Here is an 18,146-nt window from a genome sequence, read left to right on the forward strand (position 1 = left end):
TGCCATGGCGATCAAACAATTATTAAAACGCACCAGTGGCTGGCTTTATCTCAACTCGCCGGTAGGGCGCAATCAACTGCAGGGTGCCGGCGTGATCCTGATGCTGCATCGGGTACTGGCCAACGACCGCGCCGCTGAACTGCCCCACCGCAATGAACTGTGCGTCGGGCCGAAGGCTTTCGAGCACTTGCTGGTTTGGCTCAAACGGCATTTCGATTGCGTGCCGCTGATGGACATCCTGCAGCCCGGCGCGAAACGCTCGGAGCGGCCGAAAGTGGCGCTGACCTTCGACGATGGCTGGCGTGACAACGCCTTGAACGCCTTCGCGCTGCTGCAAAAACATCAGGTGCCGGCGAGTATTTTTCTTTCCACCGATTTCATCGGCAGCCGCCAGCGTTTCTGGTGGGAAAGCATCGGCGAAACCCTGTGGCACAGCCATGGCGAACAAGCCCGGATGGATTTGATTGAATGCCTGCAACAGGTCGGCCGGCCGCTACCGGCGCTGCTCGATGATCCAGATGAGCAGCGTCGCAGCCTGGCGCTTTTGCATTTCCTGCAAACCCTGAAAACCCTGTCCCCGCAAGACCTCAATCGACTGACAGATGCGTGTCCGCAGGAATCGTTGCCGCAAGCGCTGGACTGGCATCAGGTGCGCTCGCTGGAAGCGTCCGGCCTGGTGCGTTTCGGCCCACACGGGGCGAGTCACGCAATCCTCACCGGCCTCGACGATCAGCGCCTCGATGAAGAACTGAGCCGCAGCCGCGATGCATTGCTGAACGGCTGCAACCGCCCGTTGCCGGTCTACTGCTACCCCAATGGCGACAACGACGCGCGAGTTCGTCAGCAGGTGGCCGCACATAAATTCCCGTTCGCCCTGGGCACCGGCACGGGGATCTATCGTGGCACCGACAATCCATTGGCCTTGCCGCGTTTTGGCGTCAGTCAGCGCACCGCACGCAATCCGGAGTTGCTGTCCTGGCGCATCTACCGTGGGGCCCGTCCATGAGCCGCAGCCACTACCTCAAGCACTTGGCCCTGAGCATGGGCACCAAACTGGCGATGATCGCCCTGCGTTTGCTGCGCAACGTATTGCTGGCGCGGATTCTCGGGCCCAGCGAACGCGGTTTGTTTGCCCTGCTCAGCACCCTGCCCGACCTGATCAGCGCCGCCACCAGCGGCGGGCTGAATTCGGCGGTGGGTTTCCAGGCTGCCAAGCAACGGCCCATGGGGTTGCTGCTGAGTCAGGTGCTGGTGTTCGGTTGTCTGCTCGCCGGGTTGCTGACCTTGCTGGTGGTGGCATTGACGCGCGAATTCGGCAGCGCACTGGACATCACCACGCAACTGGGTTTGCTCGCCTGGCTGTTGCTGCTGGCGGTGCCGCTGACCGTGCTCAAAAGCGGGCTGCTGACGTTGCACAACGCGTCGGGCGGCGTGGTAGCGTTCAATGCCTTGCGCCTGGTGGAATCCCTGGCGCCGCTGCTGCTGTTCCTCGCCTTGTTCTGGATGTGGAAAACCGCCGCCCTGGAAGCCGCGTTGATCAGCTGGCTGGCGGGCATCAGCCTGGTGGTGCTGGCCGGTTGGGTCTGGCTCAAACGCGATCAGCCGTTGACGCTGCAATGGGATCGCGCGAGCCAGAACGAACTGCTGCGCTACAGCGCTCGCAGCCATCCGGATTTGCTGTTCCAGCAAGTGATTCTGCGTTCCGATTACCTGTTCATCGGTGCCCTGCTCGGCAGTACCGCTCTCGGTCATTACGCCATGGCCAGCGCCGCCGCCGAGTTGCTGCTGATCGTCCCGGAAGCCGTGACCACGCCACTGATGAAACGCCTGCTGCAACAGGAAGAAGGCATCGACAAAGTGACGCCACTGGCCCTGCGCCTGACGGCCACGGTGATGCTCGGTGCCTGCCTGACCATGGCCCTGATCGGTGAATGGCTGATCGTTACGCTGTTCGGCGTCGCCTATCAGCCGGCCTATCCGGCCTTGCTGGCCCTGCTGCCGGGTCTGCTCGGCCTGTGCTACGCGAGCATTCTGCGCCTGGACCTGCTGGGCAAGAACCGCCCCGGCACGATTTCGCTGTTGATGGGCATGAGTGCTTTGTTGAACCTGGCGCTGAACCTGGTGTTGATCCCCACTTACGGCATCGTCGGCGCGGCAGCGGCGTCTTCAATCGCCTACCTCGCGGTGACCGTCGCGCTGCTGGTGATGTACTGCCGGCTGAGCCACGTCCCGGTCTGGCAAACCCTGATCATCCTGCCCAGCGACGTGGCGCCGATGCTGCAAATGCTGCAACGGAAGTCGGCATGAAACGCCTGGCCCTGCTGTTGAGTCTTGGCCTCTCGCTGAGCGCCGCGGCTGCGCCCATGCGTTGGGCCGACATTCGCGACGGCAGCCTGTATCTGCAAGCGGACCGTCCTGACACGCTGACCATCCGCTGGGTGCCCGCATGGCAGGCGGATGCCAACGAAGAGCGCCTGTACCTGCTCGACGGCCAGGGCAAACTGCAAGGCGAACGCTTGATCGCGGCCAGCGAATCCCGGGGCAGCCAAAGCTGGCCGCTGGCCCCGAGCGCCGCCAGCTATCGGCTGGAAATTCCCGGCTACAGCTTCCGCCGCTATACAGTTGAACACGATGAGCGCACGGTGGCGCTGTTCGCCCCGGCCAAGGTGCATTTCAGCGCCGAAACCCGTGACGGTGACGAGCTGTATTTCAAGGTCGCGGCGGGTGAACACGCGGTGCTGGCCGGCAAGTTCCACGGTGGCGTCGGCGCCCTGCAAGCGCAGCGGGTGGCTGACGGGAAACGGCTGTCGTTGGCTCTCAAACCCTACCCTGCGTATTGGCAGTTCGATCAGGTCGAACTGCCTGTCGCCGACGCCGACCAGGTCTGGCGCCTGCACCTGCAAGGCAGCGGCAAAGTGGCGTTCTGGCTCGACGGCACGGCCAACCTGTTTGCGCAGAACCCGCAGCAGCTCAAACCCCTGCGCGAGGACGACGGCCAGACGCGTTTGACCCTGCATCAAAAAGTGCTGGGGCCAACCCCGAACCTGGCCATCGCCCTGCCCTACACGAAGCCACCGGAATCGAGTTTTGCCGTGCTCGACGCGCCCAAGCCACAAGCCGGGACTTACTACAGTTTCGTCGACATCACCGCGAAGAGACCGCACTACGAAGACGCGTTCCGCCAGCTGTACCAGGAACGTTTCGGTATCACTCAAGACATCACCCTGTTGGCCGGCAGCCAGCGTCAGGCTGACCTGCGCGCCGACACCATGAGCAACGCCGGCCTCGACGCCTGGCTCGCCACCACGCGCGCCCTGGGCGGCAAAGGTACGCATTACATCGGTTTTGCCGACGAGCCGAATCTCAACTACCCCGATTACGCCAACTACCAAAGCATCTTCAACAGCATGGCCCGCCAGGTCCGCAGCAATCCTGACAACGCCAAGGCCGGCGTGCGCATTGCCATGCCCGCCAGTTCGAGATTGATCAACGGCCCGTTCGCCGACAACGCCGCCGACAAGCGCGGCATCGACTGGGCCAGGCGCTTGCTGGCGGAGTCGGGTGACCAGATCGACGCACTGGCCTGGCACGAATGGATGATTCGCGACCTGCTGGCGACCCGGGTTTATCGCGACAGCGTGCGCCGCGCCGCCGATCTGGTGGGTCTCGACGACAAGGGGCGGCCACGCAAGGCCTTGTTGCTGGACCAGACCAACATGTCCAGCGGTTCCAGCCTGAGCCCTTACGATCAGGAAACCCACTTCGCCTCGTTGTGGTGGGCCTCGGTGGTGATCAACTCGTCGCAGGACGGTTTGCTGGAGATGCTCGGTTGGTTCCAGGCCGCCGACGAGCCCAACTACCCCAAAGGCATGTTGCGCGTGCTCGGCGACGATCACTTCGAACTCAAACCCGTGGGTCTGGCGCAGCAGTTCATCCAGGAGCATTGGCTGCAAAATGTGATGTTGCTGGAGAACGACGCTTTCGAGGTCGACGTCCTGGCCATGGCCGGCGACCTCAAACACGGTCTGCTGGGGGTCAACAAAGGCACGCGCTTGCAACGTGTGGATCTGACCGGGGCCGAGTGTCCGTTGGCCAACGGGTCATTACGCTATTTCGGCGCCGATAACCGCAGCCGCGACGCACCGTTCAAGTGCCAAAACGGTCGCGTCAGCTTCGAACTGCCTGGGGAAACCCTGTTCGCCCTGAGCTGGAGCGCCTCATGACCTCGTATCAAATGCTTTGTCACGCGGGCCTCTCGCCGCGCGTTGTACCACTCCACTTACGGTCCATGCCGTCAGGAGTCAATAAAATGAGTATTTTGAAAAAGCTCAGCGAACACATCAGACAAAAAGGCCTGCGCGCCACTGTCAAAAAAGCATGGAAGCATTACGTATTTTCCCACGAAGAACTGATGTGGATGGAGCGCGACCTGGTCAGCCCTATCCCGCCGCACAAACTCCGGCCCTACACGCCGCTGCGCCTGGAAACCATCACCCCGGACAACACCGTGGCGTTCACCCGTCATTTCGGCGATCGCGTGGAAACCATGGCCGAACTGGCCCGCGAGGGTCATACGGGGCACATGTATCTGGACGATAAAGGCGATGCGGTGGCCTTCATCTGGGGCAGCGCGCGCGACTACCACGATCGTCATTACTACGGCTGCTGGTTCCCGGTGAAAAAAGGCGAATTCTTTGAATTCGGCGGCGAGCAGATTCGCGCCTACTGGGGTTCGCTGCTGTCGGTCGACTTTCAACTGAACCTGTGGAAAGCCATGCAGGCTCAAGGCTGCAACAAAGTGGTCGACGTCTGCGAAACCCACAACATCCCGGCCCTGAAGTTGCACATTCGCATGGGGTACAAGGAGCAAGGGCGGATCATGAACGTCTACCATCTGTTTGGCCGCTGGCGCCTCTTCCGCGAAACCCGTTACAGCGAATCGCGTCTGGATGCCTTGCGCAAACCGGCCCGTGAACCTGCTACAGCACCGGTGACCTGACCCTATGGCGGCTCGATTCGAATGGCGCACTTCCCTGTGCGCCGCTGACTTCCCGGCAGCGGCTTATGAAGCGCTGCGTCTGCGTGTGACGGACCACACGCCGTTCAATACGCTGGCCTGGATGGCCGCGTCGGAACAGGCTCTGGCGGCCGGGCAAAACCTCCACGTTTTGCTCGGCTGGCAGGGCAACGACCTGGCCTTGTGCGTGCCGCTGGTGGCTTCAGTGGAACGCTTTGGCGGGCTGCCGTTCCGGGTGCTGCATCACTTGGGTTACCCCCTCGCCGATCGCCTCGCGTTACTCACTTGCCTGGACGCCGAGAACGTGCGCAAGGCGCTGATCGAGATCCGCCATCGCCTGCCCCATGCCTTGCTGCAACTCAACGAGTTGTCTGAACCCACGGGCAAGGAAAATGCCCTGACGCAATGGCTGGCCCAAAGCTCGACCGGTGAACGACGCCTCAGTTGTCGGGTGCCGGTGCACCTGATCAGCGAGGCCGACCGCCAGGAAGTCTCTGGCGATCCACGCTATAAACTGCGCCGCGCCCGCAAACGCATCGCGGCCTGCGGTGCCGAAGTCCGGCGCATCACGCCCGACGCATCGACCATGGGGCCGTTATTGCAGGCCATCAGCGAAGTCGAAGCAGTGAGTTGGAAAGGCGATGAAGGCGTCGGAATTTTTGCCGATGAGCGCCACCGAACATGGATGGATCAAGCGTTCACCGCCCTCGCCGCCCAAGGGTTGGTGCGCGTGGTGGTGCTGGAACTGGACGGACGTTGTATCAGCTATCGCCTCGGGTTGCTGGAACAGGGCCGGCTGTACGATTACAACCTGGCGTTCCTGCCGCAATACGCCGATCTGGGCAGCGGCCGGGTACTGCTCGAAGAGTGGATTCGCTGGGGCCTGGACGATCACTGGCGCTGGATCGACGCGTCACGCGTGAGCCTGGAGAATTCCAGCCATCAACTGCATGAACGGATGACCGGACAACTGGAACACTGGCGCTGGAGTTTCTATTCCTGGCGGCCCAGTGGTCTTGCCCTGGGGTTGGCTTTGCGTCTTTGGCAGCGGCTCAACCCGGCGCTGCAAAAAGGGCGCGCCCGGCGCGCGGCACCAGCCGTTACGCCAACGCCGGTTGCCGCTGCTGTTCCAGCTCCTGCTGCAAAGAAAGTGGCTATGCCCAGCGAAAAAATCATGGAGGGAGAACATGCCTCAACACGTCATAGTCAACGCTGACGACTTCGGTCTCAGTGCCTGTGAAAACGCGGTGATCCTGGGGGCTTTCCAGGCCGGGATCATCAGCTCCGCAACCGCCATGGCCAATATGCCGGCCTTCGAAGCGGCGTGCGTCCTGGCCCGGCATCCGTTGCTTGAGGGGCGGATCGGGCTGCACTTCAACCTCACTTACGGGCGGCCATTGAGTCAGTCGATTCTGGGCCGGCCGACCTTCTGCGACAGCGCCGGCGTTTTCGACCTCAACCTGTCCCGTCATCGCCTCTGGCTCAACCGCCGGGATCGCGACGCCGTGCTGGAAGAACTCGAAGCGCAATGGCAACACTGTCTGGACAATGGCCTGCGTCCCAGCCATGTGGATTCTCATCAGCACGTACACAACATCTGGCCTATTGGCGAGATCGTCGCGCGCTTTGCCGCCCTCCAAGGTGTGGCGGTGCGGCTGGCGCGCAATCTTGGGCAAAACCTGAGCCTGCCCAAGCGCGTGTTCAAGGAACTGCTCAATCGCCGTTTACGCAGCCTTGCCGGCGTCACCGCCGACTATGTCTGCACGCCATTGGACTTGCGCGATACCGATGTGCCGACTGACGGTGTGCTGGAAATCGTCGCCCATCCGACCCAGCTCGGCGCCGATTTCGGCGACGCCTACTTGCCTCCCAGCGAGTCGCTAAGCCACGTGCTAGAGCGGCGTCTTCAAGGTGTGCCACGTATTTCCTACGCGTCTGTCAGCGAGTTTGTGCAGACCGGGGCAGCGGCACTTGAATGAGTTACACAAGTTGCAACACATTCAAAGCTGGCGTTTTGACATGAATTTGAAACCTTGATCTATACCCATCAGAAGCGTCATCAACCACACCCTGGCCCCGGCTAAGGAGAGCATATGAGCGTCATCGACAAGCTTCGCGAACGAATCAAACAAAAAGGCCTGAGCCGCACGTTCAACACGCTATGGAAGCGCTATGTGTTCTTTCACTGGGAACTGTTATGGATGGAGCGCGACCTGGTCAGCCCGGTCCCGCCGCACAAACTGCGTCCCTATTCAGGCTTGCGCCAGGTGACCATCACCCCGGAAAACGCCACGGCGTTTGGCAAACATTTTGGTGATCGCGTCGAGACCATGGCCGAACTGGCGGCCGAAGGTCATACCGGGCACATGTACCTGGATGCTGACGGACATGCTGTCGGATTCATCTGGGGCAGTACGCGGGACTATCACGACCGTCACTATTACGGCTGCTGGTTCCCGGTCAAGCCAGGTGAGTTCTTCGAGTTCGGTGGTGAAATGACCCGCGCCTATTTCGGCACCAGCCTGTCGGTGGATGTGCAAGTGGCCCTTTGGGAAGCGATGCAGGCCCAAGGCTGCAACAAGGTGGTGGACGTCTGTGAAACCCATAACATCCCGGCCCTGAAACTGCACATCCGCATGGGTTATCACGAACAGGGCCGCGTCACCCATGTCTATGGCCTGTTTGGTCGCTGGCGCTTCTACCGCGAAACCCGCTACGAAGGCTCGCGCCTGGACCCACTGCGTAAGCCAGGACGGCCAGTGGTGACGGACGCGGCGAGGGCCTGACGCCTGACAGGGTGACCGAGTCGCCGCCATCGCGGGCAAGCCCGGCTCCCACAGGTATTGTGTTGTGCCGCCTATTGTGGACACACCATCAATCCCTGTGGGAGCCGGGCTTGCCCGCGATGGCGGCGGCACATTTTTGTGTTGTGCCGCCTAGGTGGACACACCATCAATCCCTGTGGGAGCCGGGCTTGCCCGCGATGGCGGCGGCACATTGTTGTGTTGTGCCACCTAGGTGGACGCACCATCAATCCCTGTGGGAGCCGGGCTTGCCCGCGATGGCGGCGGCACATTCGACGTTGAGGTGACTGAAAGAATGCCATCGCGAGCAGGCTCGTTCCCACAGTGGGTCTTCGTCGTACACAAAATCTGCGCTCGACGACGATCAAATGTGGGAGTGAGCCTGCTCGCGATGCAGGCGGCGCGGTTTCAAGCCTTCACCGCCACCCAGGTAAAGCACAACGGCAACTGCGCCTTCTGCTCTTGATACCGATCATAAAGTTCCTCGCGGTTGGAATGCGGGTACTCCTTGAAGTGGCTGATCTGCAGCCCCGCGTCGAGGGCGCCGCTGAAGATTGCGCCCAGGGTGTGGACGAACCAATAGGACGATGCGGACGGCTGTTCGACCTTGCCTTCGTAGACAATCGGCTCGTTCTGCACAAACGGCTCGCTGCGAAAATACGAGCTGGCCAGACGATAGGGATCGGCGGCCTCAGGGTCGAACATTTCCAGGAACGGGTGGGTTTCGTACACCACCAGGCTGCCGCCAGGCTTCAATGTTTGGGCGACGTGGCGGAAGAATTCGCCGATGTCCGGCATCCAGTTCAATACGCCTATGGTGATCAGGGCCACATCGAAGCGCCCCTGAAGTTCATGGGGCAAGTGATGGATATCGGCCTCGATGAACTGCGGCGCATGGGGCGAGCGTGCCGCCAGCTCCCGCGCCTGATCGAGAAAGGCCTCGGACTGGTCGACGCCCACCACGCTACGGGCACCCAGCGCAAACAGCGAAAGGCTTTCGCGACCGTTGTTGCAGCCCAGTTGCACCACGTCCTTGCCATCGACACCGACCTGCTCCAGCAAACCCGTGAGGGTGTCATCCAGGCAGGAAAAATCCGCCTGCACCACGCCGTTCAAATGGGCTTGCCATTCAGGGCTGTCTTTGTGGTGTCGCGCGGAGTCGTTCCAGGCATCGCGGTTGCTGGCGATGGCTTTTTCTTTTGTCGGCATGTCCATTGCGCACTCCAGATCTCGGGTCTTGATTGACGGGCACGAGTCTAGATCAGGTGTTGAAAAACCCACATCCGGGATTTGTTGCGATCTTGTAATCCGGGCATGCCGACGCTTACCCCGGCAAGCGCTATAGTTAATGGCCTTGGGGAAGTGCGAAAAACCAGTGCGCAGGTGCTGCCATGAAAAAAACCGATCTGATGCTGTTGTTCACCCTCTGCCTGACCGCCACCACCGGGTTACAGGCAGCCGATGAACTGACACCCACTACCGAATACAGCAGTGAGTTCAACTACTACGGGGCCGACCAACCGTTCGCCCACCCCGTTCCGCCCACCATGAGCACCGTGCCGCCAGGGTCGTACATCCCGACAGCGCCTGGGGATTTCATCCCGATTGCGACCCAACATGACTTCTCCGACTCACGATTGCCGACGGTGGCGGACGCCACGGTTCGGGTGTTCGTCCGTTCCTACGATTCGGAGCGCGGCGTCTACGTCAACGAAGAAGTGCTCGACCCCACGTGCCTGCTCGAGTGCCTCAGCCGTCCGGGGCCATCGTTGTAACACGGCTTACCACTGGCGTTTGTCCGGGCGTGCGAGGCCGAGTTTTTCGATCCGGTAACGCAACATGTCGCGGCTCAGGCCCAGCAGCCGCGCGGACTTGGTGACGTTCCAGTCGGTCTTGTCGAGCATCTTGCGCACCATGTCGCGCTCCACTTCCGGCAGGTTCATCGACTCGGTGCCGTTGTAGAGCGGACGTGGCTCAGCGTGTTGCGGCTCTTGTTGAAACACCAGCGGTTCGTCGACCAGGCTCATGCAGACGTTCAACTGATGGGCGGCAATGGTGTCGGTCTGGGCCAGTAACACGGTTTGCTCAAGCATATTGCGCAGTTCACGCACATTGCCCGGCCAGCTGTAGCTGAGCATCAACTCTTCGGCCTGGTCGCTGAAATGCAGGTGCGGCTTGCCATAGCGCTTACCGTGGATCGCCAGGAAGTGCCGGGCCAGCAGCAGGATGTCTGCGCCACGGGCATACAGGCGCGGGACCTTGATCGAGATGATGCGCAAGCGGAAAAACAGGTCGCGGCGGAATTTGCCCTGCTGGACCATTTGTTCGAGGTTGCAGTTGGTCGCGCTGATGACCCGCAAATCAACCTTGCGCTCCTTCACCGAGCCGACCCGGCGAATGGTCCGGTCCTCCAGCAGCTTCAGCAGTTTGGCTTGCAGCAACAGGTCCATTTCACCGACTTCATCGAGAAACAGCGTGCCGCCATCGGCCGCTTCAACCAGCCCGACGCGACGGTCCTTGGCGTCGGTGAAGGCGCCTTTCTCATGCCCGAACAGCTCCGACTCCACCAGATTCGATGGAATCGAGGCGCAGTTGAATTCAATAAACGGGCCTTTGGCGCGTGGGCCGTCGAAGTGCAGCGCCCGGGCCACCAGTTCCTTGCCGGTGCCGGTCTCGCCTTCCACCAGCACCGGGGGCAGATCGGTGTTGGCCATCCGCCGCTCGGCGTCGAGCAACTGACCGATGGTGCTTTTCAGATACTGCATGGGCGCCGATTCACCAATCAATGCCTGTACTCCCGACTTCTGCGCTTCGCGTTCCTGATAGAACGACAGCGTGCGTTCCATACGGTCCGTGGCCAGGGCTTTGTCCAGCAGCAGCTTGAGCTCCGGCAAGGCCACCGGCTTGGTGACGTAATGGAAAGCGCCCTCTTTCATCGCCACCACGGCGTCTTCGACGTTGCCGTAACCGGTCATCATGATCACCTTCAGATCCGGCGCGCTGATGCGCAGCTTCTGGATCAGGTCGTGACCGCTCATGCCCGGCAGCGAGTTGTCGGTCAGCACCACGTCAGGGACGAAAGTGACCAGTTGCTCCAATGCATCTTCGGCCGAGTGGCAGACTGTCACCTCGAAGTCTTTGCGCTCCAGGTAGGTCTGAATATTCTCGGCCAGGAGTTCATCATCCTCGACCAGCAGTATGCTGTGCTCCATATTCCCCTCCCGTTGCCACTTTGAAATTGAGACAAACGCGGGTTCCTTCCTGCTCCTGGCTGGTCAGTTCGACCGAGCCTTCGAAACGCTCCATTATTCTTTTGACCAGGGCCAGGCCTACACCCAACCCGCCTTGTTTGGTGGTGAAAAACGGCTTGAAGGCCATTTGTTGCTGCTGTTTGGTCATGCCCTTGCCGGTGTCGTTCAGGGTCATGCGCACGTGCCCCGGCTGCGGCGAGTCAATATCGATACTCAACACGCCGCCCTTGGGCATGGCTTCCAGGGCATTGGCGAACAGGCTATTAAGAATTTGCGTGAGCAGCACCTGTTGGCTGACGATCGGCGGACAACTCTGCGGCGTGAATCGCACCTCGACGCCGGAGCGTTTGATCAGTGCGTCGAAGGCACTCAGGGTGTCGTCGAGGGCCATCACCAGGTCCACCGTTTCATAATCGTCATTCATTGGCCGCAGCGACACCAGCAACTCCCGGACCCAGCGCGACATGCGATCAACCTGATTAATGATGTCGCCGATGTTCTTCTGTGCACTCTGGCTGGCGATTTCCTGGGCCAGTTCGGCGCTGGAACGAATGTTCGCCAACGGATTGCGCAGGCTGTGGGCGACCGCCGAAGACATTTCCCCCAGCGCGGCAAACGTCTCGTTGTTGATCAGCTGTTTCTGCTGGCTCTGCAGCAGCATGGCCGCACGCCGCACAATCCAGAACAGCGCCAGGTAGATGACCGCCCCACCGAGCACGGTCGCCAGCCAGATCGCCTTGAAGCCACGCTGGATGCGCTCCACCAGATCCACGGGCTCCTTGTAGATCTCCACCATGGCGATCACTTTGCTTCTGTCGGCGTTGAACATCGGGATGTAGTTCTCGATGAACAGGTATTGAGGCTCACGCAGTAATTTCTGTTCAGGGCGCTCCTCGTCGATCTCGTGGTAGCTGGTCGAGACGGCTTCTTTCATTTCGAAGGATTCGTCCAGCTCATCGTCGTCTTCGATGCGAACACCAATCAGCTCAGGGTTGGTGGACCAGACCACGGTGCGATCGAGGGCGTAGACCGTGGCCAACAGAATGTCCGGCAGGTGCTCCACGTGATCGAGAAATTCAATACGCGAGGCGGCCCGGGATTCCGGATTCACATCGGGATAGGCATTCTCCTGGCGCGGGTCAAGCATTTCGCCCATGGTTCTGGTCGTGGTGATCCCGGCATGACGAACCTCAGCATCGCCAATCGCCTGGATGAACTGCGCAGTGAGCATTGAATCGCGCTCGATGCTCTCCTCGACCACGAAACGCGTGGAAATGTAGCCCAGCCCCAGCGCCACGCCGGCGATGATCAAAAAGCTGCCCAGGGAAAACCAGCGCAACAAGTTGAACTGCCCGCGCCAGCCCTTGCTTTCTACTGCCGGAGGGTCCGGCGCAGGCATTTTTTGTTGTTCAAGTATCTGCATGGGACCTTCCTGGATGCTTGCATCAAGCCTTTTCAGTCGCGTTTGAGATCAGTGTAGGTGGCATTGATCGTGACCGACTGGCCAATGATAGTATTTCGCCGCTACGGTGTTTGTACCGCCAGTGTTTGTTGACGATCCGTCTCTTCCTGCAAGAAACCGATGATGGCCTGCGCGGCGTTTTCATCCAGGCGCAGGTTGGGCATCGGGATCTTTTCGAAACGTTCGTACAGCTCCAGCGCAATCGGGTCTTTTTCGGCGAGCATGCGGTCCGGCTCGCGTATCCAGCGACTCAACCAGGCCGGATCACGCTGACGAGTGACGCCGATCAGGTCCGGGCCAATGCTGCGCATGCCAATGCCCTGCCCGTCCAGCGGACCGAGGCTGTGACACGACGCGCAACGGGTACGAAACAGTTCTTCGCCGTTGCTCGGCGGGCGGATTTCAGGCGCATTGGCGTAGCTTTCCTCGACACTGGGCTGCTTCCAGTTTTGCAAGGTGTTGGCCAACTGATCGGCAAGAATCCACGGGTTTTCGAACGGCGATGCTTTCATCCAGCGGCCCGTGGTCTGGTTGCCGACGATCAGGCTCAGGTTGTGGTCCTTGCTGCGTCCGTTGTCGACGCCTTCGATGAACAGCCCGAGTTTTTTTCGCAGATCGGTCACATCGGCGAATTCCCCGGTGAGGAACTTCCAGCCCGGCCCGACCTTGAAGCGTTGTGCATAGGCTTTGAGCACTTCAGGCGTATCGCTCAGCGGATCGATGCTGATGGAGTAGAAAAAAATGTCCTTGCCGACCCGATCACCCAGCAACTTCTGCACCTGACGCAAACGCGCGGTTTCCAGCGGGCAGGAATCGCTGCATGAAGTGAAGATGAAATTGATCACCACCACCTTGTCCTTGATCAAGTCATCGAAGAAATGCACCTGCTGGCCGTCCTGATCGGTCAGCAAGGTGTTGGGGAAATAATCGCCGCCCCAGGGTGTCGCCGACTCGGTCGGCGACAGCACACCCTCATGAGCCAGCAGCACCTGACTGGCCAGCAGACAGGTGACCAGCATCAATATCAGGTGCATGCCCAGGGCGCGGGAGCGCGGCGTATGCAGCTTCATGTCGGCTCCCTCGCGGTTCATTTTTTCACCGTCACTTGCGGGCCCATGCCGTCGCCATTGCGGAAGGTTGGCAGCGCGGCAGAGTTGACGTAGCGCACGCCATCCCAGCTTGGCAGTGGGGTCGGCATCAGCTGGAATTGCCCTGGCTTCTCAATGTCCCAGCGCAGCAGCATCGAGTTGTCTTCATGCTGAGTGTTGTGACAGTGCTCCATGTACGTCCCGGCGAATTCGCGGAAGTTGATCGCCATTTCGACACTGTCCAGGCCATCGTTTTCCGAGCCGATGCGATAGACGTCCTTGCGTGCCCATTTTTCCCATTCCGGTGGCGCCTTGCCGCCGCGGCTGAGGATGATCCCCTCCTCGAAGTGCACATGCACCGGGTGGCTCCAGCCCTTGCCGCCCGCCTTGATGTTCCACACTTCCAGGGTGCCGAAACCGCTGACACCGGCATCGGTCGGCCCACTGGCCAGTTTGGTCGCGGCGTTCAGGCGCCGAGGGTCCATGTGGAAACCGAAGCCGCCATCGGTCTTGACTGTCCAGGGGGCTTCATCGGTGCCGTCGGAACGGCCGAAGGTGAAGGTCCGGTGACGGGCATTGGCCAGCAGCACTTTGTCGGCGGCGTTGTCGCGATGGATCTTCAGCGGGATCATCACCAGGCCTTCAGCCTTGCCCGGTTTGGCCGGCTCGTACGCCGCCGGGTCCATGGCCAGGTCCTGACCGGTGTAGGCCTTGACGTTGAGTTGCAACACTTTGCCCACGCCCGGGTCGCCCTTGTCCCACTGCGGCCCTTTGCTGGATTGCTTGATCACCGCCAGGTATTTCTCCGACAGCACATCCGCCAGGTCGATGGGTTCTTTCGGACCCTTGCCGTCGTCATGGGCCATCAGGTTGACGAAGAACAGTTTGTCGCCGGGCTTGATCCCGTTTTTCGCGAAGTTGACGATGATGTCGAAGCGCTCGGCGATGCCCTGGGTCGGCAGAATCGCAAAGTGATTCTTTTTATCGCCATCGGCGTCGAGGTCCATGGTGCCGTCGAACGGCACGCTGTGTTCCATGATGTTGCCGTCGTTGGCAATCATGTGGAACGGCACGCGGGCATAGGACACACCGGAGTTTTTAGGACCGGCAAACTCACCGCTGTTGCCCTTGATCTCCCGCACGAGCGCCAACTTGAAGTAGCGCGACACAGAGCCGTTGAGCATGCGGAACCGGTAGCTGCGGGCGCGCACATCCAGGGTCGGTTTCCACTGCCAGTTGACCAGCACCTGGTCACCGAGGAAGCCGTCGGTGTTGAACGGGTTGAACCACAGCTGACCGGCCTGATCCCACGCCTTGTCGGCGAACACCAGGTTGACGTCGTAGTCACGGTTACCCCATGGCAAGGCACTGCCGCTGGGGAAACGCAGGTTGACGCCGTCATTCACCGACTCGTTGCCACGGTCGAGGGCGCTGTAGTAGTTCATCATCGCCGCGTTGCCCTTGTAGACGTTCTGCGCGGTGAAATCGAGCATGTGGTCGTGGAACCAGTGGGTGCTCATGGTTTCGCGCCAGTCACCACGAATCTTGATGGTGCCGTGGTCGCAGGTCTTGCGACTCGGGCTCATGTCGTTGGTCCACAGGGTTTCGCCGGGCGCGCAAGGGAATGCCGCGCGCGGATCATGGGCGTCGGTGTTGATACTGTCGTAGCCGGCCAGCTGGATCGGCCAGCGGTAGTCGTAATACTGCCCCGGGAAGAAAAAGGCGTTGGCGTAGCCGTCGCTTTCCGCCGGTGCGTGACCGTTGTGTTCGTGGGTGCTGATGGTGTGCAGGCCAAAACCCATGTTGGCCGACGGGTCGATCGGCAAGCCGTTGTAATGGCGCATCAGAACAGGCTGGCCGTAACGCACCATCAGCAATTTCGGTGGCAAGGTGCCGTCGAAGGTCCAGACCGAGTTGTGATTCTGCACCGGCATGTTCGGGTGGAAACGCGGATCGACGCCCTTGGAGGTGCCATCCGTGACCGGTACACCGGCCACGTTGTGATAGAGGCCACCGGGGCCGAACTCACCCAGTGCATAGCCATGCATCTGATGGCTGTCACGCCAGCCGCTGTTGAGCCTCGCCCCGGTTTGCACGGTTTTGTAGGCCACTTGCGGATAGAACTCGTTCCAGCGCTGGTGCGACCAACCCTTTCCTGGCGGCCGACCTTCAGCGGAAGAACCGATGTGACGGTTGAGGAAATACTCGATCTGCGCTTGCCACGGGTTGCGGTCGACCACGTTGGAGTACTGACTGGGAAATGGCGTCAGCCCCGGTTGGCGCAAAAACGCATCGAGTGCGGTGCTGGGTGGCGCGCTACGGGCCGCACTGGTGGGATCTTGTTGCGGGAGCGGGCCAATGGCTGCCGGTGGAAACGGCAAGAGCGCCGCCGGTGTGGTGGGGTCGAGTTTTTCCGGACCGAACTCTTCGAACAACACCAGCTGTTGCGTGAAGGGTTGAGCGCCAAACAGTGGGCTTGGTTTGCCATTGGTGGGGTAATTGAAACTGGTCTGCACCGTTGGCGGAAGCACGTTCTCCTTGCGCGTGTCGTCTCGGCTGCCTTTGACGCCATCGGGCAAATCGAAGGAGTCTTCGTTGGCCTCGGGCATGGTCAAGATGGCGTTCAACGCCCCCGCTTTGTCAGCGGGTTCGTCGTAATAAGCCGAGGGGTCGGACGGCTCAGGCTGTCGCTCGTCATCAATGGGGCTGGCACGCAGAGTCGCTGTGCCCAGCGTCATTGTCAGAAGGACGCCGATAGGCGTCAACAGGCCGAACCACTTGAAGGAGTACCGCGCTTTTCTGTCCATCACCAGCCGCCTCGAAGTCGTGAAGGGGGTAGTGGTGGTTTTGCAAGGAGCTCGCCAGATTTGTAACAGATTTATACGAAACTATTAATACTCAACAAAACAATGGCTTATCAACATCAATGTGCCATGACTGGGAAAAACGACTGGGGAATGACACCCGCTAACGGGGAAAGTTCATACCCGTTTTCAGGGAATCAACTTGAACGACAGACGCACACTTGTGCCCTCGCCTTCACGGCTGCCCAGGGCCACCGCACCGCCAAAACGCTCCATGATGCGCTTGACCAGCACCAGCCCGACGCCAAGCCCGCCTTGCTTGGTGGTGAAAAACGGGCGGAACGCCAGGGCGCGCTGTTCTTCGGTCATGCCTTTGCCGGTGTCGCTGACCACCACGCTGACGCCCCAGGAATCAGTCGGCTCCAGGGTGATGGTCAGCGTGCCGCCACCGTCCATGGCTTCCAGTGCATTGGCGAGCAAACTGTTGAGGATTTGCGTCAGCTGCATTTGCTGGCTCAGGACCATCGGTGTTTCTTTCGGCGCGAACACAACGTGCACCGAGGCTTTGGCGATCTGTTGTTCGAAGGCCATCAGACTGTCATGCAGCGCCGCCACCAGGTTCACCGGCTCGGCTTCGTCGTTGAGCGGACGCAAGGACTGCAGCAGCTCCCTCACCCATTTCGACATGCGATCAACCTGGCCGATAATGTCGTTGATGTTCTTGTGCGCCGGACCGCTGTCGAACTCCAGGGCCAGTTCGGCGCTGGAACGGATGGTCGCCAACGGATTACGCAAGCTATGGGCCACCGCTGACGACATCTCGCCCAAGGCGACAAAGGTTTCGTTGGTGATCAGTTGCTTTTGTTGCGCCGCCAGCAATATCGCCGCCCGCCGCACGATCCAGTACAACCCCAGGTAAATCAGCCCGCCGCCCAGGGCAGTGGCCAGCCAGATCAACACCAGACCGCGCTCCATACGATCGATCAGGTCCTTGGGTTCCTTGTAGATCTCGACCATCGCCGTGACTTTGTCGCCGTCGGCATCGAACAGCGGAATGTAGTTTTCGATAAAGATGTATTCCGGCGGCGTCACGAACTTCTGTTCCATGCGGCTCTTGTCGACATCGTGATAGCTGGCCGACACCGGAATCTTGTTGGTAAAGGCTTGATCCAGGTCTTCGTCGGCGTGGATCGTAGTGCCCATCAACGCCGGGTTGGTCGACCAGATCACCATGCGGTCGGGGGCATAAATGTTCGCCAGGATCACGTCCGGCAGATGTTCGATATGGTCGAGGAATTCACCACGGGCACTGGCACGGGCCATCGGGTCGACGTCGGGAAAGTCCTTGTCCTGGCGTGGGTCGAGCAACTCGCCCATGGTCCGCACATTGGGGATCGATACGTGGCGCACCTCGGCCGAGGCAATGGCCTGAATGAACTGCGACGTCAGCAACGCATCTCGCTGGATGCTTTCGGTAATCACGAACCGCGTGGACACCGATCCCAACGCCACCGCCACTGTGCCGATCACCGCCAGGCTGATGAGCGAGAACCAGCGCAGCAGATTGAACGGCTGTTTGCGCGAGCGCAGGCGGATGTCGCCCTCTTCGGGCTGGTGCATTTTTACCGGCATATCCATGAACGTGGTTCCCGACGTTTCCCCTATAGGGTTATAGCCCACTAATGGCCGTTTGCCCGTCATTGGGTGTTGTCCCCCCACC

The 18,146-nt window shown here is 60.5% G+C and carries 14 protein-coding genes; 8 read left to right on the forward strand and 6 right to left on the reverse strand.

Features of this window, described 5'->3' with window-relative positions; all coding sequences use genetic code 11:
- Positions 1–4 precede the first annotated feature (4 nt).
- From AEQ67_RS05650 to AEQ67_RS05680, 7 genes are all read left to right on the forward strand, one after another.
- Complete coding sequence (locus AEQ67_RS05650) at positions 5–1,006, forward strand: polysaccharide deacetylase family protein (protein WP_059402904.1); 1,002 nt, start codon at positions 5–7, stop codon at positions 1,004–1,006.
- Positions 1,003–2,307: a lipopolysaccharide biosynthesis protein gene (locus AEQ67_RS05655; protein WP_059402905.1), complete on the forward strand. Its 1,305-nt coding sequence runs from the start codon at positions 1,003–1,005 to the stop codon at positions 2,305–2,307. Before AEQ67_RS05650 ends, AEQ67_RS05655 begins: the two co-directional genes overlap by 4 nt.
- A complete protein-coding gene (locus tag AEQ67_RS05660) occupies positions 2,304–4,223 on the forward strand; it encodes a hypothetical protein (RefSeq protein WP_059402906.1) in 1,920 nt (639 codons plus the stop codon). Before AEQ67_RS05655 ends, AEQ67_RS05660 begins: the two co-directional genes overlap by 4 nt.
- A gap of 86 nt (positions 4,224–4,309) precedes the next feature.
- Positions 4,310–4,999: a GNAT family N-acetyltransferase gene (locus AEQ67_RS05665; protein ID WP_059402907.1), complete on the forward strand. Its 690-nt coding sequence runs from the start codon at positions 4,310–4,312 to the stop codon at positions 4,997–4,999.
- 4 nt (positions 5,000–5,003) lie between these two features.
- On the forward strand, positions 5,004–6,233 hold the full coding sequence (locus tag AEQ67_RS05670) for a GNAT family N-acetyltransferase (RefSeq protein ID WP_059402908.1): 1,230 nt from the start codon (positions 5,004–5,006) through the stop codon (positions 6,231–6,233).
- Positions 6,205–6,996, forward strand: coding sequence for a ChbG/HpnK family deacetylase (locus AEQ67_RS05675; RefSeq protein ID WP_059402935.1), 792 nt, complete (start codon positions 6,205–6,207; stop codon positions 6,994–6,996). Before AEQ67_RS05670 ends, AEQ67_RS05675 begins: the two co-directional genes overlap by 29 nt.
- A gap of 114 nt (positions 6,997–7,110) precedes the next feature.
- Positions 7,111–7,803 carry a GNAT family N-acetyltransferase gene (locus AEQ67_RS05680; protein WP_059402909.1) on the forward strand — a complete coding sequence of 231 codons (693 nt, stop codon included), beginning with the start codon at positions 7,111–7,113 and terminating at the stop codon, positions 7,801–7,803.
- 426 nt (positions 7,804–8,229) lie between these two features.
- On the opposite strand, the gene AEQ67_RS05685 is transcribed toward AEQ67_RS05680, so the two are convergent.
- Positions 8,230–9,036 carry a class I SAM-dependent methyltransferase gene (locus tag AEQ67_RS05685; RefSeq protein ID WP_059402910.1) on the reverse strand — a complete coding sequence of 269 codons (807 nt, stop codon included), beginning with the start codon at positions 9,034–9,036 and terminating at the stop codon, positions 8,230–8,232.
- 176 nt (positions 9,037–9,212) lie between these two features.
- Between AEQ67_RS05685 and AEQ67_RS05690 the strand changes: the two genes are divergently transcribed.
- Positions 9,213–9,596: a hypothetical protein gene (locus AEQ67_RS05690; protein WP_059402911.1), complete on the forward strand. Its 384-nt coding sequence runs from the start codon at positions 9,213–9,215 to the stop codon at positions 9,594–9,596.
- A 6-nt stretch (positions 9,597–9,602) separates the two neighbouring features.
- Here AEQ67_RS05690 and AEQ67_RS05695 read toward each other — a convergent pair whose 3' ends face one another.
- From AEQ67_RS05695 to AEQ67_RS05715, 5 genes are all read right to left on the reverse strand, one after another.
- Positions 9,603–11,033 (reverse strand): sigma-54-dependent transcriptional regulator, encoded by a 1,431-nt coding sequence (locus AEQ67_RS05695; RefSeq protein WP_059402912.1) that lies wholly within the window; start codon positions 11,031–11,033, stop codon positions 9,603–9,605.
- The gene (locus AEQ67_RS05700; RefSeq protein ID WP_059402913.1) at positions 11,002–12,495 is read right to left on the reverse strand and encodes a sensor histidine kinase; all 1,494 of its coding nucleotides are present in this window, start codon (positions 12,493–12,495) and stop codon (positions 11,002–11,004) included. Before AEQ67_RS05700 ends, AEQ67_RS05695 begins: the two co-directional genes overlap by 32 nt.
- A 101-nt stretch (positions 12,496–12,596) precedes the next feature.
- Complete coding sequence (locus tag AEQ67_RS05705) at positions 12,597–13,604, reverse strand: SCO family protein (protein ID WP_442965627.1); 1,008 nt, start codon at positions 13,602–13,604, stop codon at positions 12,597–12,599.
- A gap of 17 nt (positions 13,605–13,621) precedes the next feature.
- A complete protein-coding gene (locus tag AEQ67_RS05710) occupies positions 13,622–16,429 on the reverse strand; it encodes a multicopper oxidase domain-containing protein (RefSeq protein WP_059402915.1) in 2,808 nt (935 codons plus the stop codon).
- Positions 16,430–16,615: 186 nt separating this feature from the next.
- On the reverse strand, positions 16,616–18,064 hold the full coding sequence (locus AEQ67_RS05715) for a sensor histidine kinase (protein ID WP_059402916.1): 1,449 nt from the start codon (positions 18,062–18,064) through the stop codon (positions 16,616–16,618).
- Positions 18,065–18,146 lie beyond the last annotated feature (82 nt).

Origin of the sequence: Pseudomonas sp. RIT-PI-q, assembly GCF_001297125.1 — a bacterium.
GTDB lineage: Bacteria > Pseudomonadota > Gammaproteobacteria > Pseudomonadales > Pseudomonadaceae > Aquipseudomonas.